General features: G+C 63.7%; 14 protein-coding genes. 9 read left to right on the top strand and 5 right to left on the bottom strand.

The window, feature by feature from the left end:
* The first annotated feature begins 9 nt into the window (after positions 1-9).
* Positions 10-1,695 carry a choline dehydrogenase gene (gene betA / locus THL1_RS21660; protein WP_069085158.1) on the top strand — a complete coding sequence of 562 codons (1,686 nt, stop codon included), beginning with the start codon at positions 10-12 and terminating at the stop codon, positions 1,693-1,695.
* A gap of 265 nt (positions 1,696-1,960) precedes the next feature.
* Entirely contained in the window at positions 1,961-2,956 is a 996-nt protein-coding gene (locus tag THL1_RS21655) for an alpha/beta fold hydrolase (RefSeq protein ID WP_069086598.1), read from the top strand.
* 196 nt (positions 2,957-3,152) lie between these two features.
* Here THL1_RS21655 and glpD read toward each other — a convergent pair whose 3' ends face one another.
* Both glpD and THL1_RS21645 read right to left on the bottom strand, forming a co-directional pair.
* The gene (gene glpD, locus THL1_RS21650; RefSeq protein WP_069085157.1) at positions 3,153-4,667 is read right to left on the bottom strand and encodes a glycerol-3-phosphate dehydrogenase; all 1,515 of its coding nucleotides are present in this window, start codon (positions 4,665-4,667) and stop codon (positions 3,153-3,155) included.
* A 136-nt stretch (positions 4,668-4,803) separates the two neighbouring features.
* Positions 4,804-5,562, bottom strand: a complete 759-nt coding sequence (locus THL1_RS21645; protein WP_069085156.1) for a DeoR/GlpR family DNA-binding transcription regulator — start codon at positions 5,560-5,562, stop codon at positions 4,804-4,806.
* A 102-nt stretch (positions 5,563-5,664) separates the two neighbouring features.
* On the opposite strand from THL1_RS21645, the gene ybaK reads away from it, so the two are divergent.
* The 3 genes from ybaK to THL1_RS21630 all read left to right on the top strand — a co-directional run bounded on the left by ybaK (position 5,665) and on the right by THL1_RS21630 (position 8,732).
* Positions 5,665-6,135, top strand: coding sequence for a Cys-tRNA(Pro) deacylase (gene ybaK / locus THL1_RS21640; protein WP_069085155.1), 471 nt, complete (start codon positions 5,665-5,667; stop codon positions 6,133-6,135).
* Between the two features lie 32 nt (positions 6,136-6,167).
* Positions 6,168-7,655: a glycerol kinase GlpK gene (gene glpK / locus THL1_RS21635; RefSeq protein ID WP_069085154.1), complete on the top strand. Its 1,488-nt coding sequence runs from the start codon at positions 6,168-6,170 to the stop codon at positions 7,653-7,655.
* Between the two features lie 294 nt (positions 7,656-7,949).
* A complete protein-coding gene (locus THL1_RS21630) occupies positions 7,950-8,732 on the top strand; it encodes a PhzF family phenazine biosynthesis protein (RefSeq protein ID WP_069085153.1) in 783 nt (260 codons plus the stop codon).
* Between the two features lie 88 nt (positions 8,733-8,820).
* On the opposite strand, the gene THL1_RS21625 is transcribed toward THL1_RS21630, so the two are convergent.
* Positions 8,821-9,930: an ABC transporter ATP-binding protein gene (locus THL1_RS21625; protein WP_069085152.1), complete on the bottom strand. Its 1,110-nt coding sequence runs from the start codon at positions 9,928-9,930 to the stop codon at positions 8,821-8,823.
* On the bottom strand, positions 9,927-10,844 hold the full coding sequence (gene argF / locus THL1_RS21620) for an ornithine carbamoyltransferase (protein WP_069085151.1): 918 nt from the start codon (positions 10,842-10,844) through the stop codon (positions 9,927-9,929). The genes THL1_RS21625 and argF overlap by 4 nt, the downstream gene beginning before the upstream one ends.
* Positions 10,845-11,215: 371 nt before the next feature.
* On the opposite strand from argF, the gene THL1_RS21615 reads away from it, so the two are divergent.
* The 4 genes from THL1_RS21615 to grxD all read left to right on the top strand — a co-directional run bounded on the left by THL1_RS21615 (position 11,216) and on the right by grxD (position 16,038).
* Positions 11,216-12,739, top strand: coding sequence for a sensor domain-containing diguanylate cyclase (locus tag THL1_RS21615; RefSeq protein ID WP_069085150.1), 1,524 nt, complete (start codon positions 11,216-11,218; stop codon positions 12,737-12,739).
* Between the two features lie 196 nt (positions 12,740-12,935).
* Positions 12,936-13,373 carry a hypothetical protein gene (locus THL1_RS21610; RefSeq protein WP_069085149.1) on the top strand — a complete coding sequence of 146 codons (438 nt, stop codon included), beginning with the start codon at positions 12,936-12,938 and terminating at the stop codon, positions 13,371-13,373.
* Positions 13,374-13,509: 136 nt separating this feature from the next.
* Positions 13,510-15,618, top strand: a complete 2,109-nt coding sequence (locus tag THL1_RS21605) for a molybdopterin-dependent oxidoreductase (RefSeq protein WP_069085148.1) — start codon at positions 13,510-13,512, stop codon at positions 15,616-15,618.
* A gap of 93 nt (positions 15,619-15,711) precedes the next feature.
* On the top strand, positions 15,712-16,038 hold the full coding sequence (gene grxD, locus THL1_RS21600; RefSeq protein ID WP_069085147.1) for a Grx4 family monothiol glutaredoxin: 327 nt from the start codon (positions 15,712-15,714) through the stop codon (positions 16,036-16,038).
* A gap of 178 nt (positions 16,039-16,216) precedes the next feature.
* Here grxD and bfr read toward each other — a convergent pair whose 3' ends face one another.
* The gene (gene bfr / locus THL1_RS21595; RefSeq protein ID WP_069085146.1) at positions 16,217-16,687 is read right to left on the bottom strand and encodes a bacterioferritin; all 471 of its coding nucleotides are present in this window, start codon (positions 16,685-16,687) and stop codon (positions 16,217-16,219) included.
* Positions 16,688-16,743 lie beyond the last annotated feature (56 nt).

Below are 16,743 nucleotides of genomic sequence, written 5' to 3'. Positions count from 1 at the left end.
AGAAAAATCATGGCTAACAGATACGACTACATCATCATTGGTGCGGGCTCGGCTGGCTGCGTCCTGGCCAACCGCCTGACCGAGGATGCCGGCACCTCCGTGCTGGTCCTGGAGTTCGGCGGCAGCGACCGCAGCGTGCTGATCCAGATGCCCAGCGCCTTTTCCATCCCGATGAACACCAAGAAGTACAACTGGCGCTACGAGACGGTGGCCGAGCCGCATCTGGACGGTCGTCGCCTGCACTGCCCACGGGGCAAGGTGCTCGGCGGATCGTCTTCGATCAACGGCCTGGTCTACATCCGTGGCCACGCCTATGACTTCGACGAATGGGAAAACTTGGGGGCGAAGAACTGGAGCTACCGGAACTGCCTGCCGTACTTCAAGCGTGCGGAGTCCTTCAAGTTCGGCGGCGATGATTACCGGGGTGCCAGTGGCCCCCTGGCTACCAACAACGGCAACAACATGCAGAACCCGCTGTACGGGGCCTGGGTGGAGGCGGGTTTCGAGGCCGGGTACATCAAAACCGAAGACTGCAACGGCTACATGCAGGAAGGCTTCGGCGCCATGCACATGACCGTGAAGAACGGTGTGCGCTGGTCCACCGCCAACGCCTATCTGCGTCCGGCGATGGAGCGGCCCAATCTGACCGTGGTCACCCACGCCATGACCCGGCGCCTGCTCCTCGACGGAAAACGGGTCGTCGGCGTGGAGTACGACCAGGGCGGCCAGACCCAGACCGTGCGCTGCAACCGCGAGGTACTGGTGTCCTCCGGTCCCATTGGCTCGCCGCACTTGCTGCAGCGTTCCGGCATCGGCCCGCAGGCGGTGCTGAAGAAGGCCGGTATCGAGGTTCGCCACGATCTGCCGGGCGTCGGTGAAAACCTTCAGGACCACTCGGAAATCTACATCCAGTACGAATGCAAGCAGCCCATCACCCTCAACGGCAAGATGGGGCTGCTGGGCAAGGCGCTGATCGGGCTGCGCTGGCTGCTGTTCAAGGATGGCCTGGGCGCCAGCAACCACTTCGAAGCCGGCGGTTTCATCCGCTCGGAGCAGGGGCTGCGCTGGCCGGACATTCAGTTCCACTTCCTGCCGGCGGCGATGCGCTACGACGGCGACAAACCGTTCAAGGGGGATGGCTTCATGGTGCTCACCGGCCCCAACAAGCCGAAGAGCCGTGGCCACGTCCGCGCCTTGTCGGCGGACCCGTACCAGCACCCGGAAATCCGCTTCAACTACCTGGAAAGCGAGGAGGACCGCGAAGGTTTCCGCCGCTGCGTACGCCTGACCCGCGAAATCATCGGCCAGCCGGCCATGGACCGTTACCGCGGCGAGGAACTGGCGCCCGGTCCCAAGGTGCAGACCGATGAGGAAATCGACGCCTTCGTGCGCGCCAACATGGAAAGCACCATGCACCCTTGCGGCTCCTGCCGCATGGGTGAGGACGACATGGCCGTGGTGGATTCCGAGTTGCGCGTGCGGGGCATCCAGGGCCTGCGGGTGATCGATTCGTCGGTCTTCCCCACCGAGCCCAACGGCAACCTCAACGCACCGACCATCATGCTCGCCGAACGCGCCTCGGACCTGGTGCGCGGCCGCCGGCCGATGGCGCCCGAGGATATGCCGGTGGGGCTGGCCGCCAACTGGGAAAGTGCCCAGCGCAGCCACGCGCCAGCGCGTCAGGTGGGTGTTTGAGGCGTAGCGCGAAAGCCGCTCTGTTCATCCCAAAACCTCTATGCCCGCTGACGCAACCCTCTCCCCCCGCCCCTCTCCCAGAGGGCGAGGGGTGACTCGCGCCGGCGAGGCACAGGTCATCCTGAAGCTCTCACTGGCCTGAAGCCGAGCGGGACAACGACCGTTCAGCGCTCGTCATGAAATTGTCACGGTTCTGTGGCAGAGCGATGCGATGGAATTCATCAGAATCGCGTTCAACTGGGGTTTTGCGTTCTGGATTTCCATCATGCGTGTGCTGATCCTGCTCGCCGCGCTCATCTGCGGCCTGCCTTCCTTTGCTATCGCCAACGCTCGCTGCGATGTTGCCGTGCCGACAGAGACCGTCGACCTGGGCGAGGTGCGTCTGGCCTACCAGAGCGTTGGGCGCGAACAGGACCCGGCGCTGCTGCTGATCATGGGGCTGGGTGGCCAACTGATCCACTGGCCCGACGAGGTGGTGCAGCGCCTCTGCGAGAGTGGATTCCGAGTGATTCGCTTCGACAATCGCGATGTCGGGCTGTCGGCCTGGACTGGCCCCGCACCCTCGGCGAACCTGCCCTACGACGTGGTGCGCTATCGCCTGGGGCTGGCGGTTTCAGCGCCTTACAGCCTGCGCGACATGGCCCGCGATTCGTTGCACCTGCTGGATGCCCTGAACATTCAGCAGGCCCATGTACTGGGTGCCAGCATGGGCGGGATGATCGCCCAGCACCTGGCCGACCTGGCACCGGAACGGGTACTCAGCCTGACCCTGGTGATGACCAGCTCCGGCGCCCAGGGCCTGCCGGCGCCGAGCCCGGCCTTGCTGGAACTGCTGTCCCGGCGCGAAGCGCCGAGTCGGACGGTGGCCATCCAGCAGCAGGCCGACCTGCTGGCTGCCCTCGGTAGCCCCGACGTCAGCGATGACCGGCAGCAGCTGCTGGAACAGGCGGCCAAGGCCTACGATCGCTCATTCAACCCCGAAGGGGTGCAGCGGCAGATGCTGGCGATCCTCGCCGAGCCCAGCCGTGTCGACCTGCTCAACCGCCTGCAGGTGCCCACCCTGGTGGTGCACGGCACGGCCGATCCGCTGCTGCCGGTGATGCACGGCGTGCATGTGGCGGCGCATATCAAGGGTTCGGAACTGAAGCTGATTCCCGGATTGGCCCATCGCTTCCAGGAAGCCTTCAAGGAGACGCTGTTGTCGGCGGTGTTGCCGCACCTGATGGCCCATCGCGCCGAGGGGCATGTGGCGCAGCTGTGACCGGGGTGCCTTCAATCTGTGACGATTCAAATGCCCGGGCAGCAGGATGAAGCCGATCCGGTAGGGTGCGCCGCGCGCACCGGAGGTTTGACGGGGTGCCGAAGCCGATCCCGGAATCGGTGCGCACAGCGCACCCTACGATCCGGATCGAGCTGAAGATATCGGCCTTGTGCACGGGGCGATTTCCCGGTACCGCCTACGCCGCATCAGCCCGCGACCGGTTCAGGTAGTGGGCCAGGCGCGCCTGCTGGCTGGCGCTCATGAAGAGGCCGAGCTTGGTGCGGCGCCAGAGAATGTCTTCGGCGCTGACCGCCCATTCTTCCTTGCAGAGATAGTCCACCTCGCGGGTGTGGAGGCCGGCACCCAGGTGTTCGCCGAGGTCGGCCAGTTCGTGCACGCCACGCAGGATCTGCCAACTGCGGCTGCCGTAGAGGTTGGCCCAGCGTCGGGCGATGTGGGTGGGCAACCAGCCAAAGCTGGCGCAGAGCGCTTCCACCAGGGCGCTGCGGCTTTCCATCTGTTCGCCGCCGGGTAGCGGGGCAGTGGCCGTCCAGGGGCCCCTGGCGAGGGGGAACCAGGGCGCCAGTTGTTGCAGGGCGGCTTCGGCCAGTTTGCGGTAGGTGGTGAGCTTGCCGCCGAACACCGAGAGCAGCGGGGCGTCGCCGGGATGGGCGGAGAGGGCGAGGGTGTAGTCACGGGTCACTGCCGACGGATCGGTCGATTCGTCATTGCACAGCGGGCGTACGCCGGAGTAGCTGTGGAGGATGTCCTGCTCGGTCAACTGGCGTTTGAAGTGGCGGTTGACCACCTCCAGCAGGTAACGGGTTTCTTCCGGCGTAATCGCCACCTCGGCCGGGTCGCCGTGATACTCGCGGTCGGTGGTGCCGATCAGCGTGAAGCGCTCCAGGTAAGGGATGGCGAAGACGATGCGGCGGTCCTCGTTCTGCAGGATGTACGCCTGCTCACCGTCATGCAGGCGCGGCACGATGATGTGGCTGCCCTGGATCAGGCGGATGCCATAGGGCGTCACTTGCTTCAAATCCTGCTCGATGAAGCGGGCCACCCAGGGGCCGGCGGCGTTGACCAGGGCGCGGGCACGGATCGACAGCAGGCTGCCGTCGGCACGCTCCAGGTGGATATGCCAGAGCCCTTTGCTGCGACGGGCGCTGACGCAACGGGTGCGGGTGTGAACATGGGCGCCGCGCTCGCGGGCCGCCATGGCGTTCAGTACCACCAGGCGGGCGTCGTCCACCCAGCAATCGGAGTATTCGAAGCCCTGGGTCATTTCCGCTCGCAATGGGCTGCCGGCACCGAATCGCAAGCTGCGGGATGCGGGCAGTCGTTTGCGCTTGCCGAGATGATCGTAGAGGAACAGCCCTGCGCGGATCATCCAGGCCGGACGGAGATGTGGCCTGTGCGGCAGGACGAAGCGCAATGGCTTGACGATATGTGGCGCCTTCGCGAGCAGCACTTCGCGCTCGGCCAGGGCCTCGCGCACCAGACGGAATTCGTGGTGTTCCAGGTAGCGCAGGCCGCCGTGAATCAGCTTGCTGCTGGCCGAAGACGTGTGCTGGGCGAGGTCGTCCTTCTCGCAGAGAAATACCGACAGGCCCCGGCCAGCCGCATCGGCGGCAATGCCGACGCCATTGATGCCGCCGCCGACGACGGCGAGGTCGTAGACCTCGGCAATGGGGGAGTGGGTGTGGTTCATGGCAGGCACCAAGGTCGAAACCGAACTTATAATGTTCATTTTCGAAAATAGCCTAGATGAGCGAACGCAATATGACCAGCCCGATGCGCGAGTTCGCGCCAGGTGGTCATGGAAAATTCACACAGGGGAAGGCGGGTCAGACGCGCTCGACGTGCACCTTGTGCTCGGCCAGCAGACGGGTCAGCGCAGGGGAGGGCTGGTGGTCGGTGAACAGCCGGTCGACGGCGGTTATGGAGCCCAGGCGCACCACGGCGTTGCGGCCGAACTTGCTGGAATCGGCGGCAAGGAAGACCTGGCGGGCGTTCTCGATGATTGCCTGGGACACGCGTACTTCCTGGTAGTCGAAGTCCAGCAGGCTGCCGTCTTCGTCGATGCCGCTGATGCCTACCAGGGCGTAATCCACCTTGAACTGCTGGATGAAGTCCACCGCTGCCTGGCCGACAATCCCGCCGTCGCTGCGCACCGTGCCGCCGGCCACCAGTACCTCGAAGTCCGGCTTGTCGGCCAGTTGCGCGGCCACGTGCAGGTTGTTGGTGATCACCTTCAGGCCCTTGTGGCCCATGAGGGCGCGGGCGATAGCCTCTGTGGTGGTGCCGATGTTGATGAAGAGCGAGGCGTGATCGGGGATGTACTCCGCCACGGCGTCGGCGATTCGCTGCTTCTCGTCACGGTTCTGTCCGGCGCGCATGGCGTAGGCGGTGTTCTGGATGCTCGAGGCTTCGCTGGCTGCGCCGCCATGGGTGCGTCGCAGCAGGCCGTGCTCAGCAAGCTGGTTGATGTCGCGGCGGATGGTCTGCGGCGTGACGGCGAAGGCCTGGGCCAGTTCGTCGATGCTGACGTAACCGCGCTCGCGGGCGAGGTGGAGGATGTCTTGTTGCCGTGGGCCCAGGTTCATACTGGCTCCTTGTTTTGCGCGGCATTATAGCGGCGGGCTGTCGAACGACGGCTTTTCCCGTTAAGGTACGCCGAATCTGTCGTAGGATTTTCACAATCGAACATGACGCCCGCCATCGATCTGCTGAAGAAAGCCAAGGCTGAGCACAAGGTGCACAGTTACCACCACGACCCCAAGGCGCCATCCTACGGCCTGGAAGCCGCCGAGAAGCTCAATCTCGACCCGGCACGGGTATTCAAGACGCTGCTCGCCGCCACGGAGAAAGGTGAACTGCTGGTGGCGGTGGTGCCGGTGGCGGGCAGCCTGGACCTCAAGGCCCTGGCCCATGCCGCCGGCGCGAAGAAGGCTGAGATGGCCGACCCCAACCAGGCCCAGCGCACCACTGGCTACCTGGTGGGCGGTATCAGCCCGCTGGGGCAGAAGAAGCGCCTGCGTACCTTCATCGACAGCACCGCGCGCAATTTCGACAGCATCCACGTCAGCGCCGGCCGGCGCGGGCTGGAGGCGGAACTCTCAGCCGATACCCTGGCCGCCCATACTCAAGGCGTTTTCGCCGATATAGGTCGTCCATAAGAAGCCCGGAACAAGAACAAGGAAGCATTGCCATGGCCCAATACCTGCTCGCCATCGACCAGGGCACCACCAGCAGCCGCGCCATCGTTTTCAGCGCCCAGGGCCTGCCGGTGGCGCGTGCCCAGCAGGAGTTCAAGCAGTACTTTCCCAAGGACGGCTGGGTGGAGCACGACGGCGAGGAAATCTGGCTGACGACCCTCAAGGTCTGCCGCGAAGCCATCGAACAGAGTGGCCTGAATCCAGGCGATATCGCCGCCATCGGCATCACTAACCAGCGTGAGACGACCCTGGTCTGGGATGCGCTGACGGGGACCCCGATCCATCCGGCCATCGTCTGGCAGGACCGCCGCACCGCCGACTATTGCGCCGAATTGAAGGCTGCCGGCCAGGAAGCGGACGTGGCCAATCGTACGGGCCTGTTGATCGACCCCTATTTCTCCGCCACCAAGCTGCGCTGGGTGCTGGAAAACGTGCCAGGTGCCCGGGAGCGTGCCGAGCGCGGCGAGCTGCGTTTTGGCACGGTGGATTGCTTCCTGCTCTGGCGCCTGACCGGCGGCAAGGTGCACCGCACCGATGCCACCAATGCCTCGCGCACCCTGCTGTTCAATATCCATAGTCAACAGTGGGATGGAGAGTTGCTGCGGCTGTTCGACATCCCGGCAAGCCTGTTGCCGGAAGTCCTCGATTGCGCCGCCGAGTTCGGCGATACCGAGGCGAGCCTGCTCGGCGCCAGCATTCCCGTTCGTGGCATGGCCGGTGACCAGCAGGCGGCGCTGATCGGCCAGGCCTGCTTCCAGCCCGGGATGGTGAAAAGCACCTATGGCACCGGCTGCTTCATGATCCAGAACACCGGCGACCAGCCGGTGGTTTCCCGCAACCGTTTGCTGACCACGGTCGGCTACCGCCTCAATGGCAAGGTGAGCTACGCGGTGGAAGGCAGCATCTTCGTGGCCGGTGCCGCCGTGCAGTGGCTGCGCGACGGCATCAAGCTGATCAGCCACGCCCGCGATACCGAAGCCCTGGCCGAACAGACCGGCGATGCTTGTGGCGTGTACCTGGTTCCGGCGTTCACCGGCCTTGGCGCACCCTATTGGGACCCCCGCGCCCGTGGCGCCATCTTCGGCCTGACCCGCGACACCGGCATCAAGGAAATCGTCACCGCCGGGCTGCAATCGGTCTGCTATCAGACCCGCGATCTGCTGGAGGCTATGGCCCAGGATGGCGCCGCGGCGCCCAGTGCCTTGCGCGTGGATGGGGGCATGGTGGAGAACAACTGGGTGATGCAGTTCCTTTCCGACATCCTCGGGGTGCCAGTGGAGCGCCCGGAAGTGACCGAGACCACCGCATTGGGCGTGGCCTATCTCGCAGGTTTGCAGGTCGGGCTGTACCGCGATCTGGACGAAGTGGCCAGCCACTGGCATCGTCAGCAGCGATTTGTGCCACGCATGGCCGAGGGCCATCGGCAGAAACTCTACGATGGCTGGCTGGATGCCGTGCAGCGCGTGCGCAGCGGCGCCTGAAGGAACGCTTCGGGAAGGGGCAAGCTGGTAAAGGCTGGCTGCCGTTCGCCGGATATCCCGATCTGCCTGGCATTCGCGTCAGCACGAGCGACCAGCGCCCGCCATTCGGCCATGTTCGAAGACGGAATCAAGCGCCTGCGTGGGGCCGGCCGGATGAGCGAACTGCCGCATCGCTACGGCTTACCTCCGCTAGACTGACCTGGGCTGTATACCTGATAACCGTTGGCCGCTTCCGGGGGTGCGGGGCGCCGGTGGCTGGCTGAATTGCCTCGTTCCCACTTCAAGGAGTTTGTCATGCAGCTGGAATTCCATCAGGTCGATGCCTTTACCCAACGCGCCTTTGGTGGCAACCCGGCGATTGTCTATCGCCTCGACGCCTGGCTCGACGACCAGCTCATGCAACGCATTGCCGCCGAGCACAACCTGTCGGAGACCGCCTTCCTGGTGAAGGAGGGCAGTGCCTGGCACATTCGCTGGTTCACGCCCAAGGCGGAGGTTCCACTCTGCGGCCATGCCACCCTGGCCAGCGCCCATGTGCTGTTCGAGCTCTACCAGGAACCGGGTGATCGCCTGGAATTCACCAGCAAGTCGGGTGAGCTGCGCGTGACCCGTGAGGAGGAGGGGCGGCTGGCGCTGGACTTCCCAGTGCAGGTGCCACAGGAAGTAGGAGTGACCCTGGAACTGGAGCATGCCCTGGGCGTCGCCCCGGTGGACGCGCTCGGTGCCAACTTCCTGCTGGTGGTGCTGGAGTCGGAGCAGGCGGTGCGTGAGTGCAAACCGGATTTCAAGGCGTTGGCGAAGCTGCCCTGGTCGGGGGTGATCGTTACCGCGCCGGGCATGAAGCATGACTTCGTCTCGCGCTTTTTCGCCCCGGTGATCGGCATCGACGAAGACCCGGTAACCGGCGCAGCGCACTGTGCGCTGATCCCGTACTGGGCGAATCGTCTCGGCAAGCGCGTACTGCGAGCCGAGCAGTGCTCCGCCCGCAGTGGCGACCTCTGGTGCCGTCTGGATGGCGACCGGGTGAGTATCGCGGGGCACTCGGTGCTGGTGGCCAGCGGGCGGTTGTGGGTGTAGCTGGAGGCAGCGCTGTGGGCTTCAGCCCACCGGCTCGAAGTCCGACAGGATGAGCGAAAAGGGGCCGCATCACGCGGCCTCCTTCGTTTCAGAGCGCGCCGCTGATGCGGCGTACGCCGGACTCCTGGGGCGTGAAGTGCGCGGCGACGCTGCCTTGTGCCGGGAAGACCACCAGGTGGTCGGCGGCAATGCGGATGCCGACCTCTTGTCCGGGCTGGTGGTCGGCATGGCTGGGGAAGATCGATTCCAGCTGGCTGCCGGTGGCCAGTTGCAGGCGATAGAGGGTAGCGGCGCCGAGGAAGGTCTTGCCGATCACCTTGGCGCGCAGGTCACTGTCCGGCGCGTGGACGATATCGTCTGGACGCAGCAGCACGTCCACCGCCGAGCCCTGGGGCCAGGTGTAGGCACGGTTGCCACGGATGGTGCCCAGTTCGGTGTTCACCGCGTCGGCGGAAATCAGCTGGCCGCGGATGAAATAACCCTGGCCGACGAAGCTGGCGACGAAGGGCGTCAGGGGCTCGTGGTACAGGTTGTAGGGGGTGTCCCACTGCTCCAGCAGGCCATTGCGGAATACCCCGACGTGGTCGCTGACAGCAAAGGCTTCTTCCTGGTCGTGGGTGACCAGGATGGCGCTGGTTCCGCGCGCCTTGAGTATCTCGCGAACTTCCTGACTGAGGCGGCGACGCAGCTCGCCGTCGAGGTTGGAGAAGGGTTCGTCGAGCAGCAGCAGGCGCGGTTCCGGAGCGAGGGCCCGGGCCAGTGAGACCCGTTGCTGCTGGCCGCCGGACAGCTCGTGGGGATAGCGCTTGGCCAGGTGGCCCAGCTTCACCAGTTCAAGCAACTCGCTGACCGTGCGCTCGCAGTCTGGTGCCTTGCGGATGCCGAAGGCGACGTTGTCGGCCACGGTCAGGTGTGGGAACAGGGCGTAGTCCTGGAAGACCATGCCGATTCGCCGTTTCTCCGGAGCCAGGGTGAACCCGGCGCGGGAGATGACATCGTCGGCCAGCTGGATTTCGCCTTCCAGCACCGGCTCGAAGCCGGCGATGGCACGCAGGGTCGTGGTCTTGCCGCAGCCCGAGGGGCCCAACAGGCAGCCGATGTCTCCGGCGTTGAGATGGAGGTTCAGGCCCCGCACAACCTGCTGGTCGTGGTAACCGCAGCTGAGGTTGCGCAGGCTGAGCAGAGTTTCGCGATTCATGCGTGGTGGGCGTGTTCAACCAGCAGTTCGAGCAGGGCCTTCTGGGCGTGGAGGCGGTTCTCTGCCTGGTCCCAGGCAACAGAGCGCGGATCGTCGAGCAGGTCGACGCTGATCTCTTCGCCGCGATGGGCAGGCAGGCAGTGCATGAATATCACGTCCTCCGCCGCGAGGTCGAGGAGCGCCTTGTTCACCTGGTAGGGGGCGAACAGCGCCAGTCGCTTGGCGGTTTCTTCTTCCTGGCCCATGGAGGTCCAGACGTCGGTACTGACCAGGTGCACGCCGGCCACGGCTTCGCGCGGGTCGCGCAGGACCTTCACGCGGTCGCCGGCCTGGGCGAGGAATTGGGCATTGGGCTCGTAGCCCTCGGGGCAGGCCACGTTCAGCTTGAAGTCGAACTGGATGGCGGCCTCGATATAGGTGTTGCACATGTTGTTGCCGTCGCCGATCCAGGCCACGGTCTTGCCCTGGATGCTGCCGCGGTGCTCGAGGAAGGTCTGCATGTCGGCCAGCAACTGGCAGGGGTGCAGGTCGTCGGACAGGCCGTTGATCACCGGCACTCGCGAATGGGCGGCAAACTCGGTCAGCGTGCTGTGGGCGAAGGTGCGGATCATCACCGCGTCGAGCATGCGCGACATGACGATGGCACTGTCGCTGATGGGTTCGCCGCGGCCCAGTTGGGTATCGCGCGGCGAGAGGAAGATCGCCTGGCCGCCGAGCTGGATCATGCCGGCCTCGAAGGAGAGGCGGGTACGGGTGGAGGCCTTCTCGAAGATCATGCCCAGCACGCGGCTTTTCAAGGGCTCGTAACGCACGCCTCGGTTGCGCAGATCCTTCAGCTCGGTGCCTCGGCGGATCAGGCTGTTCAGCTCCTGGGGAGTACAGTCCATCAGGGAGAGAAAATGCCTAGCGCTCATGGTTACTACCTTTCTTCTTTTGCCACTGGCCGCGTGTCCTGGCCGGGTATTGCGGGAACAAAGCTGGCGAGACGGGCGGTTGAAGCCGCACGGGGCGACGATTTAGGGGGAAGGCGCGATCTTATAAGGAAATGTCGCGCTTTTCCAATATGCGCTGGAAGCCGCGTCGTTCGTGGCTATGCGCCTGACGGATCGGCATGCGTTGCAACGCTCCCGTGCAGTCGGGCGGGCCGCTCTAATCTGCCGTTCGCGCCGGGCCCGACGTTTTACAACGGCTTCCAGGGTGGTGGCAATTGCCCATCATTCCAGATTGTTTCGGCACAGGTGCTTGTCTAAGGTGTTCCCAGTCACGGGCAGTGAGGAGTGTGCGGATGGTCGGGAACGGTCCGGAACCTGCTAAGGGTTATCTGGGAACGCGACGTTCCCTCTGGCTGGCTTACGCCCTGCTGCTGGTCGCGGGGTTGGGCGCCATCCTGGTGAACCTGGCGCAGGTGCTCGATTCCAAGCAGCTCTACTTGAGGGAGGCGGACAAGGCCAACGCCAACCTTGCCTATTCCATTGCCCAGCATGCCCAAGAGTCCATCAAGGAAGCCGATATCGTTCTCAGTGGCCTGGTGAACCTGCTGGAGCGGGGCGAGAACAGCCCTGATGCCATCAATCAGCTGCTGGTGACCTACAAGCAACGTGCTGCGCAATTGGGCGGGGTCTTCGTCTACGACGCCGAAGGTCGCTGGATCCATTACACCAGCCCGCCCCCGGCACTGGATGTCAGCAATGCCGATCGTGACTACTTCCAGCATCACCGCTATTCGGTGAGCCGTGACACCGAGGTGAGCAACCCGATCCGCAGCCGCTCCACCGGCGAATGGATACTGCCGGTATCGCGCCGCTTCAATGACAAGGATGGCCGTTTCGCCGGTGTAGTGCTGGCCAGCATCCGCATCGATCACTTCCGCGAGTTCTACAAGCACTTCGACATCGGTGACGAAGGCTCGATCGTGATCACCATGAACGACGGCACCATCATCTACCGACGGCCTGAGCTGACCGGTGGAACCGGCGACAGCCTGGCCGGAAGCTACATGTTCCAGTCCGACCTCAAGCGCTCGCCCGTGGGCGTGGGGGCGAGCATTTCGGTGCTCGACGGGGTGGACAGGGTCTATGCCTACCGGGCCCTGGATCACTTCCCGCTGGTGGCGGCGGTTTCCATGTCCCGGCACGAAGTACTGGCTGAATGGGGACGCAAGGCCGCGATGGTAGGGTGTCTGGTAGCCGTGCTGGTGCTGGCCCTGATCCTGGTCGGTGGCGGGTTGGTGGCGCGGATACGCAAGCGCATGGTCGCCGCCCAGAGTATCGCGCGGGAGAACCGTGAGCTGCTCCACCTGGCCAACCGCGACAGTCTGACCGGGATTTCCAATCGCCGGCAGTTCGACCAGGCCCTGCAAGTCGAATTCCATCGTGCAGCCACGGTAGGTACTCCCCTGGCGCTGGTGATGATCGATGTCGACTTCTTCAAGGCCTACAACGATCGCTATGGCCACCAGGCCGGGGATGTTTGTCTGCGGGCGGTGAGCGACGTGCTGCAACGTTTCAAGGTGCGTGCCGGCGATACCGTGGCGCGCTATGGCGGCGAGGAGTTCGCCGTACTGTTGCCGCATACCGACCTCACCGGCGCGCGGCTGGTGGCGGAGCGGATTCGCCAGGCCGTCTACGAGCAGGGCCTGGTTCATTCCGGTAATCCTTTTGGTTTGGTGACAGTGAGCGTGGGGGTGCATAGCCAGATGCCGGGGCTGGACGACCGTCCCGAGCGCCTGCTGGAACAGGCCGACGCCGCACTCTATCGCGCCAAGAACAGCGGTCGGAACCGTGTCTGCCTGGCTGAGCCAACGCACTGAGGCGCGGCATTCGGACCTGCAGGAACATCGCGGCGGGAAAGTATCTGAGTGTCTTTTCGGAAAGCATGAACTGATGCTTTGCAGCGTTGGTTGGTAGGTTGTCGCGTCCCCGGAATCGGGTGATTCCCGGGGCCGGCATCCGCATTCGGAATACCAGCGGAGCCGCGCAGACATTCAATGATTCGTGGAGATTCCAATGAAGAAGTTCCTTGTTCCCGCTGCCCTGGCCGCCGCCATTGCTACCCTGACCGGCTGCAGCAGCTACAACGTCAGCCAGCCGACTTCGCCGCTGAACGGCAGCGTGAAGACCGACCTCAAGGCTGACGTAGCTGTGGGTGAGCAGATCACTGGACAGTCCGAGGTGAACATCCTGTTCCACTTCCTGCAATTCGGCGGGGACTCCCAGTTCGCTGACGGCGTGGCCTACGGCGGCGATGCGGGCGGCGGCCTGCCCTTCGGTCCGGACCCCATCTCCGCAGTGAAATCCGCAGCTGCCTACAAGGCTGTCAAGGAGTCGGGCGCCGACCTGATCGTCGCACCGCGTTATGAACTCAGCGTGCAGGACTATTTCGTGTTCAAGAAGGTGACCGCCAAGGTGACTGGCAACAAGGGCACCATCAAGTCGATCCGTTAAGCCATGGCAGTGAATCGGCAGGCCTGATGCCTGCCGATTCACGGCAATGACGCTGCTGGCCGAGCGGCGATTCTGGCCCCATAGTCTTGTGCTTGCGACCCGACCGGTCGTCTCGAGCAAGAATAGAGGCCAGGCCATGACCAAGACCCTCCACCACCGTGCGTGCCATCTCTGCGAAGCCATCTGTGGCCTGACCATCGAGACCGAGGATCAGCCAGACGGCACCCGCCGTATCCTCTCCATCAAGGGCGACGCCCAGGACCGCTTCAGTCGCGGCCATATCTGCCCCAAGGCCGTGGCCCTGCAAGACATCCAGAACGATCCTGACCGCATCCGCCAGCCCATGCGCCGCGCGGGCAACGAATGGCTGCCCATTGAATGGGATGAGGCCTTCGCGCTGGTTGCCGAGCGGCTGGCCGACATCCAGGCGCGCCATGGCAATAACGCGGTGGCGGTCTATCAGGGCAATCCGAGTGTCCACAACTACGGGCTGATGACCCACAGCAACTACTTTCTGGGCTTGCTGAGAACCCGTGGGCGCTTCTCCGCGACTTCGGTGGATCAACTGCCCCACCACCTGATCAGCCAGCAGATGTACGGCCATGGATTGCTGATTCCCATCCCGGACATCGATCACACCCAGTTCATGCTGATTCTGGGTGGCAACCCGCTGGCCTCCAACGGCAGCATCATGACGGTGCCGGACGTGGAGAAACGCCTCAAGGCTTTGCAGGCTAGGGGCGGCAAGTTGGTGGTGGTCGACCCCCGCCGAAGCGAAACCGCAGCCATGGCCGATCAGCACCTGTTCGTGCGCCCGGGGCAAGACGCAGCGCTGCTGTTCGGGTTGCTCAATACCCTGTTCGACGAGGGGCTGGGGCGAGCCACCCACCTGCCGATGGAAGGGCTGGAGCAGGTGCGTGAGGCGATCGTTCGTTTCACGCCCGAGGCCATGAGCCAGCGTTGCGGCATTCCGGCGGAGCAGATTCGTCAGTTGGCGCGGGACTTCGCCTCCGCCGAAAGTGCGGTCTGCTACGGCCGCATGGGCGTGTCGACGCAAGCCTTCGGCAGCCTCTGTCAGTGGCTGATCCAGTTGATCAACCTGGTCACCGGCAACGTCGATCGGGTAGGGGGCGTACTGTGCACCGAGCCGGCGGTGGATCTGGTTGCCGCGACCTCCGGCGGCCATTTCAACCGTTGGCAGAGCCGTGTATCAGGACTGCCCGAGTACGGCGGCGAACTGCCAGTGGCAGCGCTGGCCGAAGAGATGCTCACACCTGGCGAGGGACAGGTGAGGGCCCTGGTGACCGTGGCTGGAAACCCGGTGCTGTCCACGCCCAACGGTCGTCAGCTGGAACAGGCACTGGATGGTTTGGAGTTCATGGTCAGCGTCGATCTCTACATCAATGAGACCACCCGCTACGCCGACCTGATCCTGCCGCCCACCGCGCCCCTGGAGCATGAGCACTACGACACCACCTTCAACCTGTTCGCCGTGCGCAACGTCACCCGCTTCAATGACGCGGTGCTAGCCAAGCCGGTGGGCGCGCTGCATGACTGGGAGATATTCGTCGGCCTGGCCAAGGCCTTTGCCGCGCGCACCGGCATCGAACTGAAACCTACGCTGGCGCCGGAGCAGATGATCGACCTGGGGCTGCGCGCCGGCCCTTACGGTGATCGTTCCGAGCGCAAGCTCTCGGTGGCGCGCCTGCGCGAGCATCCCCACGGCGTGGACCTGGGGGCACTCAAGCCCAATCTCGTCGGTCGTCTCAAGACGGTTAGCGGCAAGGTCGAAGCAGCTCCCGCCATCCTGCTCGCTGATCTGGAGCGCTTCGTCGCTCAGCCTGTTTCGGGCGAAGGCGAATTGGTGCTCATCGGGCGCCGGCATGTGCGCAGCAACAATTCCTGGATGCACAACTACCATCGACTGGTGAAGGGCAAACCACGTCATCAATTGCTGATGCATCCGCGCGACCTGGAGGCACGCGGGCTGGTGGATGGCCAGCGGGTGAGGGTGCGCTCACGGGTAGGTGTGATCGAAGTGGAAGTGGGCGCCAGCGAGGACATGATGCCGGGCGTGGTCAGCCTGCCCCATGGCTGGGGGCATGCGCGGCCGGGGGTGCGCATGGGCATTGCCAGCGAGCAGCCCGGCGCCAGCGCAAACGACCTGACCGACGAGCGCCAGCTGGACGCGGTGTCAGGCAACGCGGCGCTGAATGGCGTTCCCGTGGAAGTTGTGGCCGCCTGAAGGCAAGGGAAGCCCGAGCGCACTGCTCGGCTTTCCGTTACAATGCCGCCATCCAGCCGACTTGCCAGTCGGAACGTTCAGCTGAGGTGCCTAATGGATATCATCGAAACCATCAAAGAGCAGATCGCCAACAACACTGTCCTGCTGTACATGAAAGGCTCGCCGAATGCTCCGCAGTGCGGCTTCTCGTCCCGCGCCGCGCAGGTTCTGATGGCCTGCGGCGAGAAGTTCGCCTACGTCGACATCCTGCAGAACCCGGAAATCCGCGCCAACCTGCCGAAGTACGCCAACTGGCCGACTTTCCCGCAGCTCTGGGTGGGCGGCGAACTGGTTGGTGGTAGCGACATCATGACCGAGATGTTCGAGAAGGGTGAGCTGCAGACTCTGGTCAAGGAAGCCGTGAGCAAGGCCAGCGCCTGATCCGTCCTTGAATGAAAGAGCCCCGCCGAGTACGGGGCTTTTTTATGGCTGGAAGTTTTTGCTATATATCGCCGTTCTATTTGTTGATTGAGCTCGATCTTGTTTTTCAGGTTTTAACTTCGTCCCGCTATTAAATGAAAAAGCCCCGGATTTTCGGGGCTTTTTGATTTGGGTTGGATTATTCGTCCATCTGCGATTGCAGGTAGTTTTCCAGACCGACTTTTTCGATCAGGCCCAACTGGGTTTCCAGCCAGTCAATGTGTTCTTCCTCGGACTCGAGAATTTCTTCCAGCAGTTCGCGGCTGCCATAGTCACCCACGCTTTCGCAATAGGCGATGGCGGTCTTAAGGTCTGGAACAGCGTGCAGTTCCAGCTTGAGATCGCTGGCTAGCATCTCCTTGGTGTTCTCGCCGATCATCAGCTTGCCAAGGTCTTGCAGGTTGGGGAGGCCTTCGAGGAAGAGGATGCGCTTGATCAACTTGTCCGCGTGCTTCATCTCGTCGATGGACTCGTGGTACTCGTGTTCGCCCAGTTTTTTCAGTCCCCAGTCTTCATACATACGGGCGTGCAGGAAGTACTGGTTGATCGCAACAAGCTCGTTACCAAGTATCTTGTTGAGATGCTGTATGACTTTCTTGTCGCCTTTCATGTGAGTCCTGCCGTAGGAAGAGTGGATGACTAAGGAATTCTGATCCTCGCAACTTG

It is taken from the genome of Pseudomonas sp. TCU-HL1, from assembly GCF_001708505.1.
GTDB lineage: Bacteria > Pseudomonadota > Gammaproteobacteria > Pseudomonadales > Pseudomonadaceae > Metapseudomonas.
This window is presented reverse-complemented; position numbering and strand designations above follow the sequence as displayed.

Excerpts from the sequence above, each read along its gene's own strand:
- THL1_RS21630 (WP_069085153.1), top strand. The coding sequence starts at position 7,950 with ATGCAGCTGGAATTCCATCAGGTCGATGCCTTTACCCAACGCGCCTTT.
- glpK (WP_069085154.1), top strand. The coding sequence starts at position 6,168 with ATGGCCCAATACCTGCTCGCCATCGACCAGGGCACCACCAGCAGCCGC.
- grxD (WP_069085147.1), top strand. The coding sequence starts at position 15,712 with ATGGATATCATCGAAACCATCAAAGAGCAGATCGCCAACAACACTGTC.
- bfr (WP_069085146.1), bottom strand. The coding sequence starts at position 16,687 with ATGAAAGGCGACAAGAAAGTCATACAGCATCTCAACAAGATACTTGGT.
- THL1_RS21625 (WP_069085152.1), bottom strand. The coding sequence starts at position 9,930 with ATGAATCGCGAAACTCTGCTCAGCCTGCGCAACCTCAGCTGCGGTTAC.
- THL1_RS21615 (WP_069085150.1), top strand. The coding sequence starts at position 11,216 with ATGGTCGGGAACGGTCCGGAACCTGCTAAGGGTTATCTGGGAACGCGA.
- THL1_RS21605 (WP_069085148.1), top strand. The coding sequence starts at position 13,510 with ATGACCAAGACCCTCCACCACCGTGCGTGCCATCTCTGCGAAGCCATC.
- THL1_RS21655 (WP_069086598.1), top strand. The coding sequence starts at position 1,961 with ATGCGTGTGCTGATCCTGCTCGCCGCGCTCATCTGCGGCCTGCCTTCC.
- ybaK (WP_069085155.1), top strand. The coding sequence starts at position 5,665 with ATGACGCCCGCCATCGATCTGCTGAAGAAAGCCAAGGCTGAGCACAAG.
- THL1_RS21610 (WP_069085149.1), top strand. The coding sequence starts at position 12,936 with ATGAAGAAGTTCCTTGTTCCCGCTGCCCTGGCCGCCGCCATTGCTACC.
- argF (WP_069085151.1), bottom strand. The coding sequence starts at position 10,844 with ATGAGCGCTAGGCATTTTCTCTCCCTGATGGACTGTACTCCCCAGGAG.
- glpD (WP_069085157.1), bottom strand. The coding sequence starts at position 4,667 with ATGAACCACACCCACTCCCCCATTGCCGAGGTCTACGACCTCGCCGTC.
- betA (WP_069085158.1), top strand. The coding sequence starts at position 10 with ATGGCTAACAGATACGACTACATCATCATTGGTGCGGGCTCGGCTGGC.
- THL1_RS21645 (WP_069085156.1), bottom strand. The coding sequence starts at position 5,562 with ATGAACCTGGGCCCACGGCAACAAGACATCCTCCACCTCGCCCGCGAG.